Source organism: Desulfocurvus vexinensis DSM 17965, from assembly GCF_000519125.1.
Taxonomy (GTDB): domain Bacteria; phylum Desulfobacterota; class Desulfovibrionia; order Desulfovibrionales; family Desulfovibrionaceae; genus Desulfocurvus; species Desulfocurvus vexinensis.
Genome location: NZ_JAEX01000005.1, coordinates 41,716 through 57,707, shown reverse-complemented (window position 1 = coordinate 57,707; position 15,992 = coordinate 41,716). Strand labels below are relative to the sequence as shown.

Here is a 15,992-nt window from a genome sequence, read left to right as displayed (position 1 = left end):
CCTGCGGCCCGCGCCCTGGGGCCTCAGCCCAGGTCCAGGCTGGCCACGCCGAAGATCTTGAACAGGTCCACGTCCGGCTCGGGGCCGCTGTCCATGCGCACCAGGCGCGAGACCTCGCGCATGCCCCAGCGCCCGGCCATGCGCACCCCGCGTACGTTGGGCAAGGGCATGTCCAGGAACACCGGGGTGTCCTCCGCCGCCGCCCCCAGGCCCAGGAGCAGGGTTTCCGCCGTGTCGCAGTCCTCGGCCAGCAGCGGGCCGATGGTGCTGCCCTGCCCGCAGGTGCGCACCACGCCGTAGCCCAGCAGTTCGCCGTCGTGGGCCACGGCCAGGCCCCGGGCGTTGGGCATGGCCAGCCAGCGGCGCAAAAAGGCCGCGCGCGCGCCGGGGAAGCCCGTGCGGTCGTAGGCCAGCACGTCGGCCAGGGGCACGTCCTCCAGGGGCACCAGCCGTTCGGCGATGCACGGGTCGGGCGGCTGGTCCCAGCAGAAGCGCACCAGCTCGTAGGACGGGACGAACCCGGCCCGGCGGAAGTGCTCCACCTGCCCGGGCAGGGCGTGCAGCCCGGCGCCCAGGCCCGCCAGCCGGGCCGTGGCCGTGCGCCACAGGGCCCGCCCGTGGCCCTGGCCGCGCCGGTCGGGGCGCACGAAATACAGGCCGACGAAACCGAAGCCGCCGTGGTCCACGGCGGCCAGGGCGGCCACGGGCTCGCCGTCCGCCTCGGCCACCCAGAACCCTTGCGGATCGGCGGCCCAGAAGGCTTCGGCGTCGCGCAACCCGGGGTTGCGGCCCGCCTCGGTGGCCCAGCGCAGGGCGAGGTCCAGCTCCTCGCGGCGCATGGGGCGCACAAGGGTCTCGGGGCTGGCCATGGTTCCTCCAAGATGACGGCCCGGCGCGGGCCGGGCCTGGGCTGCTCGTTGTCGAAGGCGGCGCGGGCGCCGCAGGCCCGGCCAGTGTAGGGAAGAGCCGTGGCGATGACAAGCCCGCCGGGGCCAGCGGCCCGGGGCGCGGCGCCGTCCGCGCGCCCAAGGCCCTGACGCACGCGGCGCACGGGCGTGATGCCCATGCGCGCCCACCCGCGCCCAGGGCCCGGGAGTCATCTTGCGCGCCGCCCGCGCGCCCGGAATTCGCCCGAATCACGTCGCCGCCCCTTCGTGCCGTGGCAGCGCCGCCCGTGCGGGGCCCAGCCGCCTGACGCCGCCCGCCCGCTCCGTCCTCCTCCCCCGGAGCCGCCCGCAGGCCCAGGCCGGCCCGGATCACGGCACTGCCCTCCCGTGCTGCGGCAGCGCCGCCCCGCGCCCGCCCGGCACCTTCCCCGCGCCCGCCCGCTCCGCCTTGCTTCGCCCGCGCCCGCCCCCTCCCTGCGCCCGGGCCCGCTTGCCTTCCGCCGCCCGGCGGGGCATCCTGGGGCCATGTCGCCCTCCGCCCTGCTCGTGCTGGCCGACGTGGTCCTTGCGCTGCACGCCCTGCTGGCGGCGTTCATCGTCGTCGGCCTGCTGGCGGTATGGGCCGGGGCCCTGGCGGGCTGGGGCTTCGTTCGCCGCCGGGGCTGGCGCATGGCCCACCTGGGGGCCATGGCCGTGGTGGCCGCCGAGGCCGTGCTCGGCCTGGCCTGCCCGCTGACCACCTGGGAGGACGCCCTGCGCCGCGCCGCCGGGACGCCCGGGCGCTACACCTCGCCCTTCACCGCCTTCTGGGCCGAGCGCATCTTCTACTGGGACCTGCCCCAGGAGGTCTTCACCGTCCTCTACCTGGCCCTGCTGGCGGTCATGGTGCTCACCTGGCGGCTGGTGCCCCCGGCGCGCCGCCCCCGGGCCGGGGAGAAAAGCCGCCCGCCCGGGCGGGGCTGACGCAGCCCGGGCCGGACGCCGCAGCGCCGCCCGCGCGCGCCGCCCGGGAGCACTGCGGCGCGCGGCAATGCCCCCGTCCGCGCGGTTCGCCCCCCCCAGGCGTTTGCGCTTTCCGCACCGGGCCCGTGGGGTTGTGGCGGCCCGGCCCTGGCAGGTTCCGCCTCCGCAAGGGCTTGAATTTTCCGCAACAACACGGCAGATTGCCGCCTTGGGGCGACCCGCCCCCTGCGCCGGGCGCCGCCCCGCAGCCCCCACTCCACCGCCGAGGCCCCGGCCCGCCGTCGCCCCGCAAGCCCGGACCGAGCACCATGGAATCCTTCGCCGCCCTGCTGCCCCTGGCCAAAGTCCTTGCCGCCTTCGCCGCCATGCTCGCGGGCATCCGCCTGCGCCTGGGCCTGGGCACCTCCATCCTGTGCGGCGCGGCGCTGACCGCGACGCTCTTCGGCCTGCCCCCGGGGCGCTGGCCCCAGGTGGCCCTGGCGGCCCTGACCAGCCAGACCACGCTTTTCCTGGCGGGCATCGTCGGGCTGATCATGGCCCTGTCCACGACCATGGAGAAGACCGGGCAGTCCCGGCGGCTCATGGACGCCCTGGCCGTGCGCATGCGCTCGCCCCGGTTGCGGCTGGCGTTCTTCCCGGCGCTCATCGGGCTGTTGCCCATGCCCGGGGGCGCGGTGTTCTCGGCGCCCATGGTCGGCGAGGTGGCCCGCACCATGCGCGTGGACGGGGAGGACAAGGTCCTGGTCAACTACTGGTTCCGCCACGTCTGGGAGCTGGGCTGGCCGCTGTATCCGGGCATCATCCTCACGGCCTCCCTGGGGGGCGTGCCCATCCACCGGCTCATCGCCTGGACCTTCCCGGCGGTGCCCCTGATGCTGCTGCTGGGCTGGGTCTTCGTGCTGCGCCCGGGGCGGCTGCGCATCGAGGAGACGCCCGTTCCCGTGACCACGGCGCCCACGTCCCTGGCGGGCATCCTCGGCCTGGGCCTGCCGCTGGTCGTGGCCATCGGCGGCGCCGTGGCCCTGGAGGGCGGCATCGGCCTGCTGCTGCCCGGGGTGCCCTTCGAGTGGGGCGTGCTGGCGGCCCTGGGCGCGGCCATCGTGACCCTGCTGGCCCAGACCGGCTTCCCCCTGGCCGCCGTGCGCCAGACCCTGACCAACCGCCACCTGTACGCCATGCTGCTGGTGGTGGCGGCCATCTTCGTGTTCAAGGAAACCATGGAGGCGGCGGGCGTGGTCCGCGAGCTGGCGGCCATGGCCGGGGGCGGGGTGGCCCTGTTCGCCTCGGCGGTGTTCCTGCCCTTCCTGGTGGGCGCCATCTCGGGCATCAACGTGGCCTTCGTGGGCGCGACCTTCCCGCTGCTGCTGGGCGTGCTGGACAACCTGGGCATGCAGGACCAGACCCTGCCCTACCTGGTGCTGGCCCAGTTCTTCGGCTTCACGGGCGTGATGATCTCGCCCATCCACATCTGCTTCATCCTCACCTGCCAGTACTTCCGGGTGGAGCTGGGCCGGGCGTGGCGCAGGCTGGTCGTGCCCTGCACCCTGCTGGCCCTGGGGGGCTCGGGGTATTTCCTGCTCATCCGCTAGCGGGCCGCCCCGGGTTCCGCCGTGCGGCGCGACGCGACGCGGCGGCCCTTGCGCCTCATGCCCAGGCGCGCGCGCCCGGCTGGTTCCCCGCCGCCAGCGCGCCGCTGCCGTGCGGCCTGCGGCCAAGGATTTTCAACGCCCAGCCGGGCTTTGCTCCGGTTCCGGTTGCCAGGGCCGCCGCTTCATGCTTTGATGGCGGGCAATCCCCGACCCCCAAAGCACAGGAGGAACCATGGCGAAACGCTACGACCTGGTGGCCGTGGGCGCTGGCGTGGCTGGCGGCGCGGCGGCGCGAGCCTGCCGCGATGCCGGGATGACCGTGGCAGTGGTCGAGTCCGCCCAGTTCGGCGGCACCTGCCCGCTGCGCGGCTGCAACCCCAAGAAGGTCCTGCTGGGCGCCGCCGAGGCCCTGGCCCGCGTGCGCGCGCTGCGCGGCAAGGGCCTGCGCGGCGAGCCCGAGGTGGACTGGCCCGCGCTGCAGGCCTTCAAGGCGACCTTCGTGGACGAGATGCCCGGGCGCATCGAGGCGGCCTACGCCAAGCGCGGCATCGACACCCTGCACGGCCACGCGCGGCTCACCGGCCCCAGGACCCTGGACGTGGACGGGCAGGCCGTGGAGGCCGGGCGCATCTTCCTGGGCCCGGGGTCGGCCCCGGCGCCCCTGGGCATCCCCGGCCAGGAGCTGGCCACCCTGTCCGACGCCTTCCTGGACCTCGCGGCCCTGCCCCGGCGCATCGTCTTCATCGGCGGCGGGTATATTTCTTTTGAATTCGCGCATATGGCTGCCTGGGCCGGGGTACAGGCCACGGTGCTGCACCGCGGCCCCCGGGTCCTGGCGGGCTTCGAGCCCGAGCTGGCCCAGGTGGTGGTGGACGCCTCGCGCCAAGCGGGCATCGAGGTGCACACGAACATGCCGGTCACGGCCATCGAACGCGGGGCGGACGGCAGCCTGACGGTCCTCGCCGGGCCCGGCGGGGCCAGGGCCTTCGCCTGCGACATGGCCGTGCACGGCGCGGGGCGCGCCCCGGCCCTGGAGGGCCTGGGGCTGGCCGAGGCCGGGGTGGCCGTTGGCCCGCACGGCATCCTGGTCAACGAATACATGCAGAGCACGAGCAATCCGGCGGTCTACGCGGGCGGCGACGCCGCCAGCACGCCGTTCGCCCTGACGCCATCGTCCAACAACGAGGGGCTGGTGGCTGCGCACAATATGATCCACGGCAACAGCCTGACCGTGGACCAGGCGGGCATCCCGCGCGTGGTGTTCACCGTGCCGCCCCTGGCCGCCGTGGGGCCCACCGAGGCCGAGGCCCGGGCCCACGGCCTGGAGGTGACGGCCCACCAGGGCGACATGAGCGACTGGCTGCCCTGGCAGCGCCTGGGCGAGGAACACACGGGCTACAAGATCCTCACCGCGCCGGACGGGCGCATCGTGGCCGCCCACCTGGCCGGGCACCACGCCGAGGAGCTGGCCAACACCTTCGCCCTGGCCGTGCGCCTGGGGCTCACGGCGGCCCAGGTGCGCCGCACCATCTGGGCCTACCCCACCAGCGGGTACTACATCCAGTACATGCTGCCCCAGGAATAGGAGCGCAAAGGTCCGGGCCACCCGGGAACGCCCGGCGTCCAAACGTCACGAGCCCGCCATGGGCCCATCACCGCGCCGTGGTTTCCTGCTTGCGGCGGGGCCTCACGCCTCGCCGAGGGGGAAACCATGACCGGACGGACCACGGCAACACCGCCGGAGGCGGCGGCCCAAGGCCAGGAAAACGCCGGAGTGCGCCTGAACAGGATGATCAAGGCCTACGCGGGCGCGCACCGCTGCGAGCTGGCGGCGGACGGCCTGGCGCTGCCCGCGCGGCTCATCGACATCAACGCCGCGTCGGCACGCATCCGCCTGGAAGCGCCCCCGGGCCATGCCCTGCGGCTGGACCAGCGCGCCCTGCTGCACGCCCGGTTCACGGCCTCGGGGCGGCTGCTCGACGGCCTGCCCTGCCGCGTGGCCTGGACCATGGGCCCCGAGGCGGGCCTGGAGTTCGACCTCCACCTCGGCCTGGGCATCCTCGACCTGCAACGGGCCCTGGACTCCGGGCGCGCAGCCTAGGCCTGGCTGCGGCCTCTGCGGCGCGGGGCGCCCCCGGGCTGCCGGGAGGCCGCATGGTGGGCGCCGCAGCGGGCGGCGGGGCCAGGGCGGGTCAGGCCTTCTTCTTCTTGCCTGCGGCCTGGTGGCGCAGGGTGGCGGGCAGCACGGCCTTGCGCAGGCGCACGGACTTGGGCGTAACCTCCACCAGCTCGTCCTCGCGGATGAAGTGCAGGGCGCGCTCCAGGGTCATGGTCTGCACATTGGTCAGCACCACGGCCTCGTCCTTGCCCGAGGCGCGCATGTTGGTCAGCTTCTTTTCCTTGCAGGGGTTCACGTCGATGTCGTTGTCGCGGTTGTGCTCGCCGACGATCATGCCCTCGTAGACCGGGTCCCCGGCGCGCACGAAGAGCTGGCCGCGCGGCTCGAGGTTGAACAGGGCATAGGGCACGGCGCTGCCCGCGCGGTCGGCCACGATGGACCCCGAGAACCGCGTGGGGAAGTCGCCCCGGTGCTCCTCGTAGCCCGAGAGGTACGAGTTCATGATGCCCGTGCCCTTGGTGTCGGTGAGGAACTCGTCGCGGTAGCCGATGAGCCCGCGCGAGGGCACCGAGAACTCCAGGCGCACGCGCCCCGAGCCGTTGTTGACCATGTTGGTCAGCCGACCCTTGCGGATGGCCAGCTTTTCGGTGACCACGCCCGCGAAGGCCTCGTCGCAGTCCACATAGAGGTGCTCGATGGGTTCGAGCACGCGGCCCTGGTCGTCGAGCTTGAGGATGACCTCGGGCCGCCCCACGCTCAGCTCGAAACCCTCGCGGCGCATGGTCTCGATGATGATGGCCATCTGGAACTCGCCCCGGCCCTTGACCACGAAGGCGTCGCGCTCGTCGCTGTCCTCCACGCGGACGGCCACGTTGGACAGGGCCTCGCGCATCAGCCGGTCGCGGATCTTGGAGGAGGTCACGTTCTTGCCCTCGCGCCCGGCCAGGGGCGAGGTGTTGATGGAAAAGCGCATGGACACGGTGGGTTCGTCCACGGTGATGCGCGGCAGGGCCCGGGGCTCGGCGGCGGTGCAGATGGTGTCGCCGATGCGCACGTCCTCGATGCCCGAGAGCACGATGATGTCGCCGGGCTCGGCGGTGTCGGCCTCCACCAGTTGCAGGCCGCGGTAGGTCTGCAGGCGCGTCACGCGCAGGGGTTTGGGCGTGCCGCTCTCGCCGATGCGCACCAGGCTCTGGTTGCCGCGCACCGTGCCGCCCAGCACGCGGCCCACGGCCAGCCGCCCCAGGTAGTCGGAATAGCCCAGGTCGGACACCAGCATCTGGAAAGGCGCGTCGGCGTCATAGACCGGGGCGGGCATGTCGGAGACGATGGCGTCCATGAGACAGTGCAGGTTCTGGCCGGGCTCGTCCAGGCTGCGCGAGGCCACGCCGTCGCGGCCCACGGCATAGAACAGCGGGAAATCGAGCTGCTCCTCGCTGGCCCCCAGGTCGATGAGCAGGTCGTAGATCTCGCTCAGCACTTCCTCGGGCCGGGCGTCGGCGCGGTCGATCTTGTTGATGACCACGAACACGGCCAGATGCGCGGCCAGGGCCTTTTCGAGCACGAAGCGCGTCTGCGGCAGGGGGCCCTCGGAGGCGTCCACCAGCAGGATGGCGCCGTCGGCCATGGACAGGGCGCGCTCCACCTCGCCGCCGAAGTCGGCGTGGCCGGGGGTGTCGATGATATTGATCTTCACGCCCTGCCACTCGATGGAGCAGTTCTTGGCGGCGATGGTGATGCCGCGCTCACGTTCCAGGTCCATGGAGTCCAGCACGCGGTCCTGGACCTCCTGGTTGTCGCGGAACAGGCCGCTTTGGCGGAACATCTTGTCCGTCAAGGTGGTCTTGCCGTGGTCAACGTGGGCGATGATGGCGATATTGCGGATCTTTTCGTTGCGGGCCTTGTTCCTGGGCATGGTGGTGTCCTCGTGATGATGGCTCCGGCGATGCGCCGGGACCGCACTCCTACGCTGTTTGCCCCCGGGGCGCAACACGCGCCGCAGGGGCCGGGGCGGCAGCGCAAACGGGGCCTGCGCCGGGCGCGCGGGCGTTCAGATATCGGGCAACTCCGGCAGCTCCGGATCGAAGGAATCGGGGCCCCCGGGGTCCAGCAGGCCGTCGCCGGGAGCCCGGGCACCCAGGTTCTGGTGGGCCACGCCCGGGGCGGCGGCGGGCACGCCGCACAGGATGCGCGAAAGCCGGTCCGCCGCGCGCATCTCGCGGCGCAGGGCCTCGGGGTCGGCGTGGGGCGCGCGCTCGCCGCGCAGGGCCAGGGTCTCGAAATTCTGCTCCGCCAGGCGCCGGGCGAAGCGCTGGTGGGCCTCCAGGTGGCGCAGGGCGGCGGCGTGGGCCCGGGCCAGGGCCACGGCCAGGTCCGCGCCCTCGTCCAGGCCCGGCAGCAGGGCGCAGGCGTAGGCCAGCAGCGCGGGCAACTCCGGCCCGGCCAGGGGCGAGGCCGCCAGCCGCGCGAGCAGGTCCACGTTGCGCGCGGTCCACGGGCAGCGGCTGTGGCGCAGGGCCGCGCGGGCGGCCAGGGCGGCCTGCGGGGCCAGGGCGGCGTCCACCGCGCGGGCCAGGGCCGGGGGCGCGCCGTGGCCCGGGCGCAGGCGCACGGCCACCCCGGCGCAGGCCCGGGCATCGGGGGCCAGGGCCACCGCCAGCCCCCCGGGCAGGGTGAAGCGCGCCCGGGGCGCCAGGGCCGCCAGGGCCCGGCCCAGGGCCGGCGCCGCGTCCCCGCCCAGGGCCGCGTCGGCCCCGGCCAGGGCCGGTTCCAGGGCCTGTTGCATTGCGCGCCCCGGGAAGAGCAGCAGCTCGGCCAGGGCCGCCGCGTCGGGGTCGGCGGGGTCGGCCAGCAGCGCGGCCAGGGCCGCGTCGTCCGCGCCGCCCAGGGCCGTGCGCGCGAAGCGTTCCACCTCCGGCCCGGCGGGGGTTTCACGCTCCAGCTCGCGGGCCACGGCCCGGGCCAGGCCCAGAACCACGCCTTGGGCCGCCCCGCCCACGGCTAGCCCCCCAGCCCCAGGAATTTGCGGCTCAGGCCCGTGGCGTAGTGGTCGGTCATGCCCGCCAGATAGTCGAGCACCAACACGGCGGCCTGATACGGGCACGCGGCGTCGCCCGCTTGCAGCGCCGCCACCCGCTCGCGGCCCAGGATGGCCGCCACCTGGGCCCGGGTGCCCGGCCCGCGCCGCGCGGCGCCGCCGCACACGGCCAGGGCCGCGGGCATGAGCGTATCCAGCAGCAGCCCCAGGGAGCGCTGGGCGCCCAGCTCCAGCTCCACCTTGCGCCGCGAGCGGAACAGGCGGTCCTCCACGCCGCCGTAGACCTCCAGCAGCCGCTGGCAGAGCGGGTCCGCAGCGGCCTCCAGCAGGCTGGCGCCGAAGGCCCCGCGCATGATGGCCTCGTGGTACGTCGTGAAGGCCGCCACGCAGGCCGGGACCGCCCGGCCCATGATGGCCGCGCGCAGGCTGCCGTTGCGGGCGCGCATGGGCCGGGCGGCGTAGTCCGCCACCCGCGCGGCGTCCATGTCCAGGGCGTCCTTGAACTCCGTCAGCAGGAAATCGCCGGGCAGGATGCCCAGTTCCATGGCGTCTTCCAGGTCCATGACCCGGTAGCAGATGTCGTCGGCAGCCTCGGTGAGGAAGGCCAGGGGGTGGCGCGCGTAGTTGCCCGGTTCCCCCGGCAGCCCCAGGCGCCCGGCCACCTCGTCCAGCACCCCGGCCTCGGATTGCAGGCAGCTGAACTTGTCCTTGCCCGCCGGGGCGTTGGCGGCGGTGCGCGGGTATTTCATCAGCGCGCCGAGCACGGCCAGGGTCGGGCGCATGCCCGTGCCGCCCTCCTCGAACCCGGTGCACACCAGGATGCGCAGGGCCATGGCGTTGCCGTCAAAACGCGTCAGGTCGGCCAGATGCGCCTCGGGCACCCCCGCGAACAGGTCCGCGTTGGCGGCGAACCAGCCCTTGATGGCCTCCTCGCCGCTGTGGCCGAAGGGCGGGTTGCCGATGTCATGCGCCAGGCAGGCGGCCTGGACGATCTGGCCCACGTGCTCGGGGTCCAGCCCGGCGGGCAGCTGGCCGCGCCCGGCCAGAAAGCGCCCCACATGCTGGCCCAGGCTGCGGCCCAGGCTGGCCGATTCCATGCTGTGCGAGAGCCGGGTGTGGATGTTGTCGTTCTCGTTCAGGGGGTGGACCTGGGTCTTGCGGCCCAGCCTGCGGAAATGCCCGGAAAAGACGATGCGGTCGTAGTCGCGCTGGAAGGGGCTGCGCGGGTCGTCGGCGGGCTCGGGCCGGTCAGTGCCGTGGCGGCTGCCGCTGAGCAGCAGGTCCCAGCGCATGGAATCCGGTGGGGTCATGGTGCCTCGCTTGGTTCGTGGCGGCCCGGGGCGGGCCCGCCGGGATGGCCTGCCCAGCATACGGCCAGCGCGCCCCGGGCACAACCGCCTTGCGCGGGCAAAAGGCCGGACGCATCGCGGAATATCCCTTGCCCTTTCGGGAATGTCCGCGCATATATATCGGGAATCGCCACCGAAACCAGGAGCCCGCGATGCCCCCGCGCTTCCGCATCAGCCTGAGCGTCTCCATCCAGAGCATCTTCTTCTCGGTGGCCCTGACCCTGGCCGCGCTGCTGACCTGGTACAACTACCAGAAGAACTTCGAGACGGCCCTGGTCCTGGCCGAGAACCTGATGCGCGAGGTCAACGGCGCCATCCTGCGCGACATGGACACCATCTACGCCCCGGTGCGCACCCTGGGCAACACCCTGCCCCTGGCCCCCGAGGTCGCCACCAAACCCGACGCCGCCCACCGCCACCCCCTGAGCGAAGCCTTCCTGGCGGCCCTGGACAGCAACGAGCACATCTACGGCTTCTTCCTGGGCTGGGACGACGGCGAGTTCTACCAGGCCATCCACATCCTGGACCCGGCGGTCAGCTCGGCCCTGCGGGCCCCGGAAGGCGCACGCTACGCCCTGCGCCACGTCAACCCCGGCCCCTTCGGCAGCACCACCCAGACCTGGACGTTCCTGGACGCCGCGCGCGCGCCGCTGGCCCAGCGCAACGAGACCACGGCCTTCGACCCGCGCAGCAGGCCGTGGTACAAGCTGGCCCGGCCCCGGGCCGAGCTGATGAAAACCAAGCTCTACATCTTCGCCAGCACCCGCAACCTGGGCACCACCGTGGCCCACAGCTTCCAGGGCCCCGTGGGCGGGGTGCTGGGCATCGACATCACCCTGGGCGGGGTGTCGCAGTTCCTGGACCGCTACCGCCTGGGCGAGCGGGGCCAGGTGTTCACCTTCGCCGCCGACGGGCAGATCACCGGGCACCGCTTCCCCGGCAAGGTCGTGCGCCGCATCACCGACCGCCAGGGCAAGACCTGGAACCTGCCCGCACGCGTGAGCGACCTGAACGACCCCGTGATTCAGGGCGTCTACGACCAGTATGTCTCCGGGGCGGACATGCAAAACGGCGTCAAGGCCTTCAGCGTGGACGGACAGCGCTTCCTGTCCATGCTCACGCCCCTGGGCGGGGGGCTGGGCAGCCACGAATTCGTGGCCGTGGTCGCCCCCGAGGAGCATTTCGTCGCCCCGCTCATCCGCGTGCGCGACCACCTGCTGCTTTTCTCCCTGGTGGTGCTGCTGGCCTCCATGCCGATCATCGTCCTGGTGGCCCAGCGCATCGCCCGGCCCCTGAACCTCATGGCCGCCGAGGCCGAGCGCATCAAGCGCTTCGACCTGGAATCGACCCTGCACCTGCGCTCGCACATCATCGAAGTGGACAACCTCTCCACCTCCATGAGCCGCATGAAGGGCGCCCTGCGCTCCTTCGGGCAATACATCCCGCGCGACCTGGTGCGCAGGCTGGTGGAGTCCGGCGCCGAGCCGCGCCTGGGCGGCGACCGCCGCGAGCTGACCCTGCTGTTCACCGACATCGCCGACTTCACCACCCTGTCGGACACCATGGCCCCGGAAACTTTGATGGAGCTGCTGTCCAATTATTTCCACATCCTGGGCGACACCATTTCCGGCAGCGGGGGCACCATCGACAAATTCATCGGCGATTCGGTCATGGCCTTCTGGAACGCCCCGACCCGCGCGCCGGACCACACCGCCCTGGCCTGCCTGGCGGCCCTGCGCGGGGCGGCGGCCCTGTCCGGGCACTGCGTGCCGGGCGCGGACGACTGCCGGATGCTGGCCACGCGCTTCGGCCTGCACCGGGGCGAGGCCGTGGTGGGCAACATCGGCTCGTCGGACCGCCTGAACTACACGGCCATGGGCTCGGCGGTGAACGTCGCCGCGCGCCTGGAGGGCATGAACAAGTTCTACGGCACCACCATCCTGGCCAGCCAGGCCGTGGTGGACGCCGCCGGGGACGACTTCGTGTTCCGCGCGGTGGACGTGGCCCTGCCCAAGGGCGCGCTCACGCCCGTGACCATCCACGAGCTGCTGGGCACCCGCCCCGGCGGGCCGCACCCCGAGCTGGCCGTGGCCCCGGCAGAGCTGGAACGCCTGCACACCTGGCACCAGGCCTACGCCGACTACCGCGCCCGGCACTGGGCCCGGGCCCACGAGACCCTGCGCGCCCTGCACGAGGCCGCCCCCAGCCGCCTGACTCGGGTCTACCTGGAACGCGCGGCCCGGGCCATGGCCCAGAACCCGGGCCCGGACTGGACCGGCATCGAGGAGTTCCACACCAAATGAGCGCCCCCCGCACCCCCGCCCGCTTCCCGGCCCTGGCCGCCGCCCTGCTCTGCGCCCTGCTGCTGTGCCTGCCCCCCGGGCCCGCCCCGGCCCGGGAGCCCGCCCCGCAACTGGTGGTGGTCGGCAACAACGCCCCGCCGTTTCGCATCATCGACGGCGGCGCCTTCTACGGCATCTACTACGACGCCATGCTCGAAATCGCCCGGCGCGCCGGGCTGCGCGTGCGCTTCGTGGAGGCGCCCTTCCAGCGCAGCCTGGCCATGATGGAGCTGGGCGAGGCCGATATCATGCTCGGCCCCAACCGCACCCCCGAACGCGAGGCGTTCATGGTCTACACCCGCGTCCGCTTTCCCCCGGCGGACAAGGCCTTCTACGTCTACCCCGGCACCCCCCGCGTGACGGCCCACGCCGACTTGGCGGCCATGACCGTGGCCGTGCAGCGCGGGGCGCGCTACTACCCGGAGTTCGACGACGACCCCACCCTGCGCAAGGTGGAATGCTTCGACCAGATCCAGGCCTTGGAGAAGGTGCTCACCGGCGAATGCGACGCCATGCTCATGCCCGAGCAGGAGGCCGACTACCTGCTCATGCACCTGGGCGTGGGGCTGAAGAAATCGCCGTACGTCGTGCCCGGCAAGCCGCCCTACCTGACCATCGCGCGCCGCAGCGAAGCCGCCCTGGCCGAGCGCGAGGCCATGGAGGAAGCCATGCGGACCATGATCGAAGATGGGACCATGCAGGCCATCCTGGAGCGCTACAGGTAGCCGCACGGGGCAAGGGGGCGCCGCTGCGCCCCTGATCCTGCGCCCAGGCGGTCGCCACGCCGCACAAAAAAGGCCGACGGAACAATCCGCCGGCCTTTTCTGCGCGCCCTGCCGCGTGGCGCTGCGGGCGCCTGCGCCCGGGGCTACTGGCATTCCCGGGTGGCGTGGAACTCCACCTCGGGCCACAGCTCCTTGATGTGCTTGAGCTGCCACGAGCCCGTGGCCAGAAGGGCCAGGTGGCCCTCGGCGTCGCGGGCCAGGTTCGAGGCCTGGCCCTTCTCGAAGGCCTTGAGCCGGGCCTTGTCCGGGCAATCCACCCAGCGCGCGGTAGTGAACGGCGTGGGCACATAGCTGGCCTCGACGCCGTATTCGTCCTTGAGCCGGGCCACGATGACCTCGAACTGCAACACGCCCACGGCCCCCAGGATCAGGTCGCTGCCCAGCAGGGGCTGGAAGAGCTGCGCCGCGCCCTCTTCCACGAGCTGTTGCAGGCCCTTGCGCAGCTGCTTGGCCTTGAGGGGCGTGCGCAGCACCACCACGCGGAAATGCTCGGGGGCGAAGTTGGGGATGCCCGCGAAGGCGAGGGGCTCCTTCTCGGTGAAGGTGTCGCCGATGCGGATGGTGCCGTGGTTGCGGATGCCGATGATGTCCCCGGGCCAGGCCTCTTCCACCGCCGTGCGCTCCTGGGCCAGGAACATGATGGGGTTGGCGATGGCGATGTCCTTGTCCACCCGGTGGTGGCGCACGCGCATCCCGCGCGCGAAGCGGCCCGAGCAGATGCGCACGAAGGCGATGCGGTCGCGGTGGGCGGGGTCCATATTGGCCTGGACCTTGAAAACGAAGCCCGAGAAGGCCTCCTCGTCGGGCTGGACCACGCGCGTGGCGGCGGCCCGGGGCTGGGGCTCGGGAGCGATCTCCACGAAGCTGTCCAAAAGCTCGCGCACGCCGAAGTTGTTCACCGCGCTGCCGAAGAAGACCGGGGTCTGGCTGCCCTTGAGGAAGGCGTCCAGGTCGAAGGGGTTGCCCGCGCCCTGGAGCAGCTCCACGTCCTCGCGCAGGGTGTCGGCCTTGTCGCCCAGCAGCGCGTCGAGCTGCGGGTCGGCCAGGTCGTGGATGGTCACGGCGTCGCCAACCTCGGGCCCGCGCCCGGGGGTGAACAGGGTCACCTCGCGGCGGTGCAGGTGGTAGATGCCCAGGAAATCACCGCCGCGCCCGATGGGCCAGGACAGCGGGGCGCACTCGATCTGCAGGGTCTCCTCGATCTCGGCCATGATCTCGAAGGGGTCGCGGCCCTCGCGGTCGAGCTTGTTGATGAAGGTCAGGATGGGCGTGTTGCGCATCCGGCAGACCTCCATCAGCTTGCGGGTCTGCGTTTCCACACCCTTGGCGCAGTCGATGACCATCACGGCGCTGTCCACGGCGGTGAGCACGCGGTAGGTGTCCTCGGAAAAGTCCTGGTGGCCGGGGGTGTCCAGCAGGTTGACCGCGTAGTCCCGGTACTCGAACTGCAACACCGAGCTGGTCACGGAGATGCCCCGGTCGCGCTCGATGGCCATCCAGTCGCTGGTGGCGTGACGGTCGGCCTTGCGCGCGCGCACGGAGCCCGCCATCTGGATGGCCCCGCCGAAGAGCAGCAGCTTTTCGGTGAGCGTGGTCTTGCCCGCGTCGGGGTGGCTGATGATGCCGAAGGTGCGCCGCCGGGCGATCTGGCGCTGCAGGGTGCTGGTGGTGGTCATGGTGGCTGCGTCCGTGTGTTGCGGCGCGGCGGCGCCGGGCGCCCCGCGCAACAGAGAAAGGGACCGCAAGCGAACCTGCGAGTCCCTTGATTTTCCTGGAGCCAGCGCGGGGACTTGAACCCCGGGCCTGCTGATTACGAATCAGCTGCTCTACCAACTGAGCTACGCTGGCGCGCCAATGCGGAGAGCTTTGATAGCCAAGGCGTTGCCGGGCGTCAAGGGGAAACATGGACGCCCGGCGGGCCCGGGCCGCCCGGGGCGCAGGGAGGACACCCCGCCCCTAGCCCTTGAGGCGGATCTCCACCGTGCCCGGGGCGTAGCCCTTGAACTGGCGCAGCATGCCCGTCACCGCGCCAGAGAACACGCCCTGCACGAAGGCGTTCATGGCCAGGGGCTGGCCGTTGACCGTGACCTCCACCGCCGAGCCCGCCGCGCGGCAGTCCGCCGCCGTGGCCTTGCCCGCCACGATCTCGCGGGCCAGGGCCGCGCAGTCCGGCCTGCCGCACGAGCCGCAGTCCAGCCCCGGCAGGGCGAAACCCCGGGCCAGGATCAGGTCGGCCAGGGCCGAAACGTCCGGCACATGCTCCAGGCCGTAGCCCGGCACCTGCCCGGCGCTGGCCAGGGCCAGGCCCTGCTCCAGCTCGCCCGCGTCGGCCACGCTGCGCAGCAACAGGATGCGCGGCAGCCAGCCCAGGTGCTTGCCGCCCTCCACCACCAGCACGTCGGCGTCCAGCAGGGGCACCAGGTCCGGCAGGTGGCGCCGCCCCTGCCAGAACAGGCCCGTGGCCTCCCCGGCCAGCAGCGCCACCCGGCCATAGGCCTGGCGCAGGGCGTGGGAATCCGTGCCCGGCGCGTCGGCCTCGGGTTGGTGGGTGAATTTGGCCGCCGCCGCGCGCACCCCGCGCCGGGCCAGCTCCTGGCCCAGGGCCACGGCCAGGGTCGTCTTGCCCGTCTTCTTGTAGCCCACGATGTTCACCGCGATCATCCGCCGCCTCCCTTGGTGGTCTCGCCTGCGCCCGGCGCGCTGCCGGGCCAGCCCAGCCCTACCCCAAAGCGCCCCCGGGGTCGAGGGCCGCCCGGGCCGAACCCTTTACGGATACAGCGCATCCGCACAAAACTATCGACAAACGCAACACGGCCAAAAGGCGCCCCCTGGTCATGCATTATTCCTGGCTGGCCGGGGCTGCCGATTACAAACCAGGAACAACCAGATACAACACTGCGCCCGGAACCCCGCCGAATGGC

At 72.6% G+C, this 15,992-nt stretch carries 12 protein-coding genes and 1 tRNA gene; 6 read left to right on the top strand and 7 right to left on the bottom strand.

Annotated features, from left to right (window positions below; all coding sequences use genetic code 11):
* Nucleotides 1-23 precede the first annotated feature (23 nt).
* Nucleotides 24-869, bottom strand: coding sequence for a GNAT family N-acetyltransferase (locus G495_RS0105685; protein ID WP_028587009.1), 846 nt, complete (start codon nt 867-869; stop codon nt 24-26).
* Between the two features lie 543 nt (nt 870-1,412).
* Between G495_RS0105685 and G495_RS17845 the strand changes: the two genes are divergently transcribed.
* The 4 genes from G495_RS17845 to G495_RS20240 all read left to right on the top strand — a co-directional run bounded on the left by G495_RS17845 (nt 1,413) and on the right by G495_RS20240 (nt 5,540).
* Nucleotides 1,413-1,850, top strand: coding sequence for a DUF2784 domain-containing protein (locus G495_RS17845; RefSeq protein WP_051445109.1), 438 nt, complete (start codon nt 1,413-1,415; stop codon nt 1,848-1,850).
* Nucleotides 1,851-2,158: 308 nt separating this feature from the next.
* The gene (locus G495_RS0105675; protein WP_028587008.1) at nt 2,159-3,439 is read left to right on the top strand and encodes a DUF401 family protein; all 1,281 of its coding nucleotides are present in this window, start codon (nt 2,159-2,161) and stop codon (nt 3,437-3,439) included.
* A 232-nt stretch (nt 3,440-3,671) separates the two neighbouring features.
* Nucleotides 3,672-5,024: a dihydrolipoyl dehydrogenase family protein gene (locus G495_RS0105670; protein ID WP_028587007.1), complete on the top strand. Its 1,353-nt coding sequence runs from the start codon at nt 3,672-3,674 to the stop codon at nt 5,022-5,024.
* Between the two features lie 126 nt (nt 5,025-5,150).
* Complete coding sequence (locus G495_RS20240; protein ID WP_156939594.1) at nt 5,151-5,540, top strand: hypothetical protein; 390 nt, start codon at nt 5,151-5,153, stop codon at nt 5,538-5,540.
* A gap of 91 nt (nt 5,541-5,631) precedes the next feature.
* On the opposite strand, the gene typA is transcribed toward G495_RS20240, so the two are convergent.
* The 3 genes from typA to dgt form a co-directional block, all read right to left on the bottom strand.
* The gene (gene typA / locus G495_RS0105660; protein WP_028587005.1) at nt 5,632-7,473 is read right to left on the bottom strand and encodes a translational GTPase TypA; all 1,842 of its coding nucleotides are present in this window, start codon (nt 7,471-7,473) and stop codon (nt 5,632-5,634) included.
* A gap of 135 nt (nt 7,474-7,608) precedes the next feature.
* On the bottom strand, nt 7,609-8,535 hold the full coding sequence (locus tag G495_RS22775) for a hypothetical protein (RefSeq protein WP_156939593.1): 927 nt from the start codon (nt 8,533-8,535) through the stop codon (nt 7,609-7,611).
* A 23-nt stretch (nt 8,536-8,558) separates the two neighbouring features.
* Entirely contained in the window at nt 8,559-9,905 is a 1,347-nt protein-coding gene (gene dgt, locus G495_RS0105650; RefSeq protein WP_169734356.1) for a dGTP triphosphohydrolase, read from the bottom strand.
* Between the two features lie 191 nt (nt 9,906-10,096).
* On the opposite strand from dgt, the gene G495_RS0105645 reads away from it, so the two are divergent.
* Complete coding sequence (locus G495_RS0105645) at nt 10,097-12,247, top strand: adenylate/guanylate cyclase domain-containing protein (protein ID WP_028587003.1); 2,151 nt, start codon at nt 10,097-10,099, stop codon at nt 12,245-12,247.
* The gene (locus G495_RS17830; RefSeq protein WP_051445107.1) at nt 12,244-13,011 is read left to right on the top strand and encodes a substrate-binding periplasmic protein; all 768 of its coding nucleotides are present in this window, start codon (nt 12,244-12,246) and stop codon (nt 13,009-13,011) included. Before G495_RS0105645 ends, G495_RS17830 begins: the two co-directional genes overlap by 4 nt.
* Before the next feature lie 143 nt (nt 13,012-13,154).
* Here the strand turns inward: G495_RS17830 and G495_RS0105635 are convergent, their stop codons facing one another.
* The 3 genes from G495_RS0105635 to G495_RS0105625 all read right to left on the bottom strand — a co-directional run bounded on the left by G495_RS0105635 (nt 13,155) and on the right by G495_RS0105625 (nt 15,732).
* Nucleotides 13,155-14,747 carry a peptide chain release factor 3 gene (locus G495_RS0105635; protein WP_028587002.1) on the bottom strand — a complete coding sequence of 531 codons (1,593 nt, stop codon included), beginning with the start codon at nt 14,745-14,747 and terminating at the stop codon, nt 13,155-13,157.
* A 96-nt stretch (nt 14,748-14,843) separates the two neighbouring features.
* Nucleotides 14,844-14,919, bottom strand: a tRNA-Thr gene (locus G495_RS0105630).
* Between the two features lie 108 nt (nt 14,920-15,027).
* Nucleotides 15,028-15,732, bottom strand: a complete 705-nt coding sequence (locus G495_RS0105625) for a molybdopterin-guanine dinucleotide biosynthesis protein MobB (RefSeq protein ID WP_028587001.1) — start codon at nt 15,730-15,732, stop codon at nt 15,028-15,030.
* Nucleotides 15,733-15,992 lie beyond the last annotated feature (260 nt).

Excerpts from the sequence above, each read along its gene's own strand:
- G495_RS0105685 (WP_028587009.1), bottom strand. The coding sequence starts at position 869 with ATGGCCAGCCCCGAGACCCTTGTGCGCCCCATGCGCCGCGAGGAGCTG.
- G495_RS17845 (WP_051445109.1), top strand. The coding sequence starts at position 1,413 with ATGTCGCCCTCCGCCCTGCTCGTGCTGGCCGACGTGGTCCTTGCGCTG.
- G495_RS0105675 (WP_028587008.1), top strand. The coding sequence starts at position 2,159 with ATGGAATCCTTCGCCGCCCTGCTGCCCCTGGCCAAAGTCCTTGCCGCC.
- G495_RS0105670 (WP_028587007.1), top strand. The coding sequence starts at position 3,672 with ATGGCGAAACGCTACGACCTGGTGGCCGTGGGCGCTGGCGTGGCTGGC.
- G495_RS20240 (WP_156939594.1), top strand. The coding sequence starts at position 5,151 with ATGACCGGACGGACCACGGCAACACCGCCGGAGGCGGCGGCCCAAGGC.
- typA (WP_028587005.1), bottom strand. The coding sequence starts at position 7,473 with ATGCCCAGGAACAAGGCCCGCAACGAAAAGATCCGCAATATCGCCATC.
- dgt (WP_169734356.1), bottom strand. The coding sequence starts at position 9,905 with ATGACCCCACCGGATTCCATGCGCTGGGACCTGCTGCTCAGCGGCAGC.
- G495_RS0105645 (WP_028587003.1), top strand. The coding sequence starts at position 10,097 with ATGCCCCCGCGCTTCCGCATCAGCCTGAGCGTCTCCATCCAGAGCATC.
- G495_RS17830 (WP_051445107.1), top strand. The coding sequence starts at position 12,244 with ATGAGCGCCCCCCGCACCCCCGCCCGCTTCCCGGCCCTGGCCGCCGCC.
- G495_RS0105635 (WP_028587002.1), bottom strand. The coding sequence starts at position 14,747 with ATGACCACCACCAGCACCCTGCAGCGCCAGATCGCCCGGCGGCGCACC.
- G495_RS0105625 (WP_028587001.1), bottom strand. The coding sequence starts at position 15,732 with ATGATCGCGGTGAACATCGTGGGCTACAAGAAGACGGGCAAGACGACC.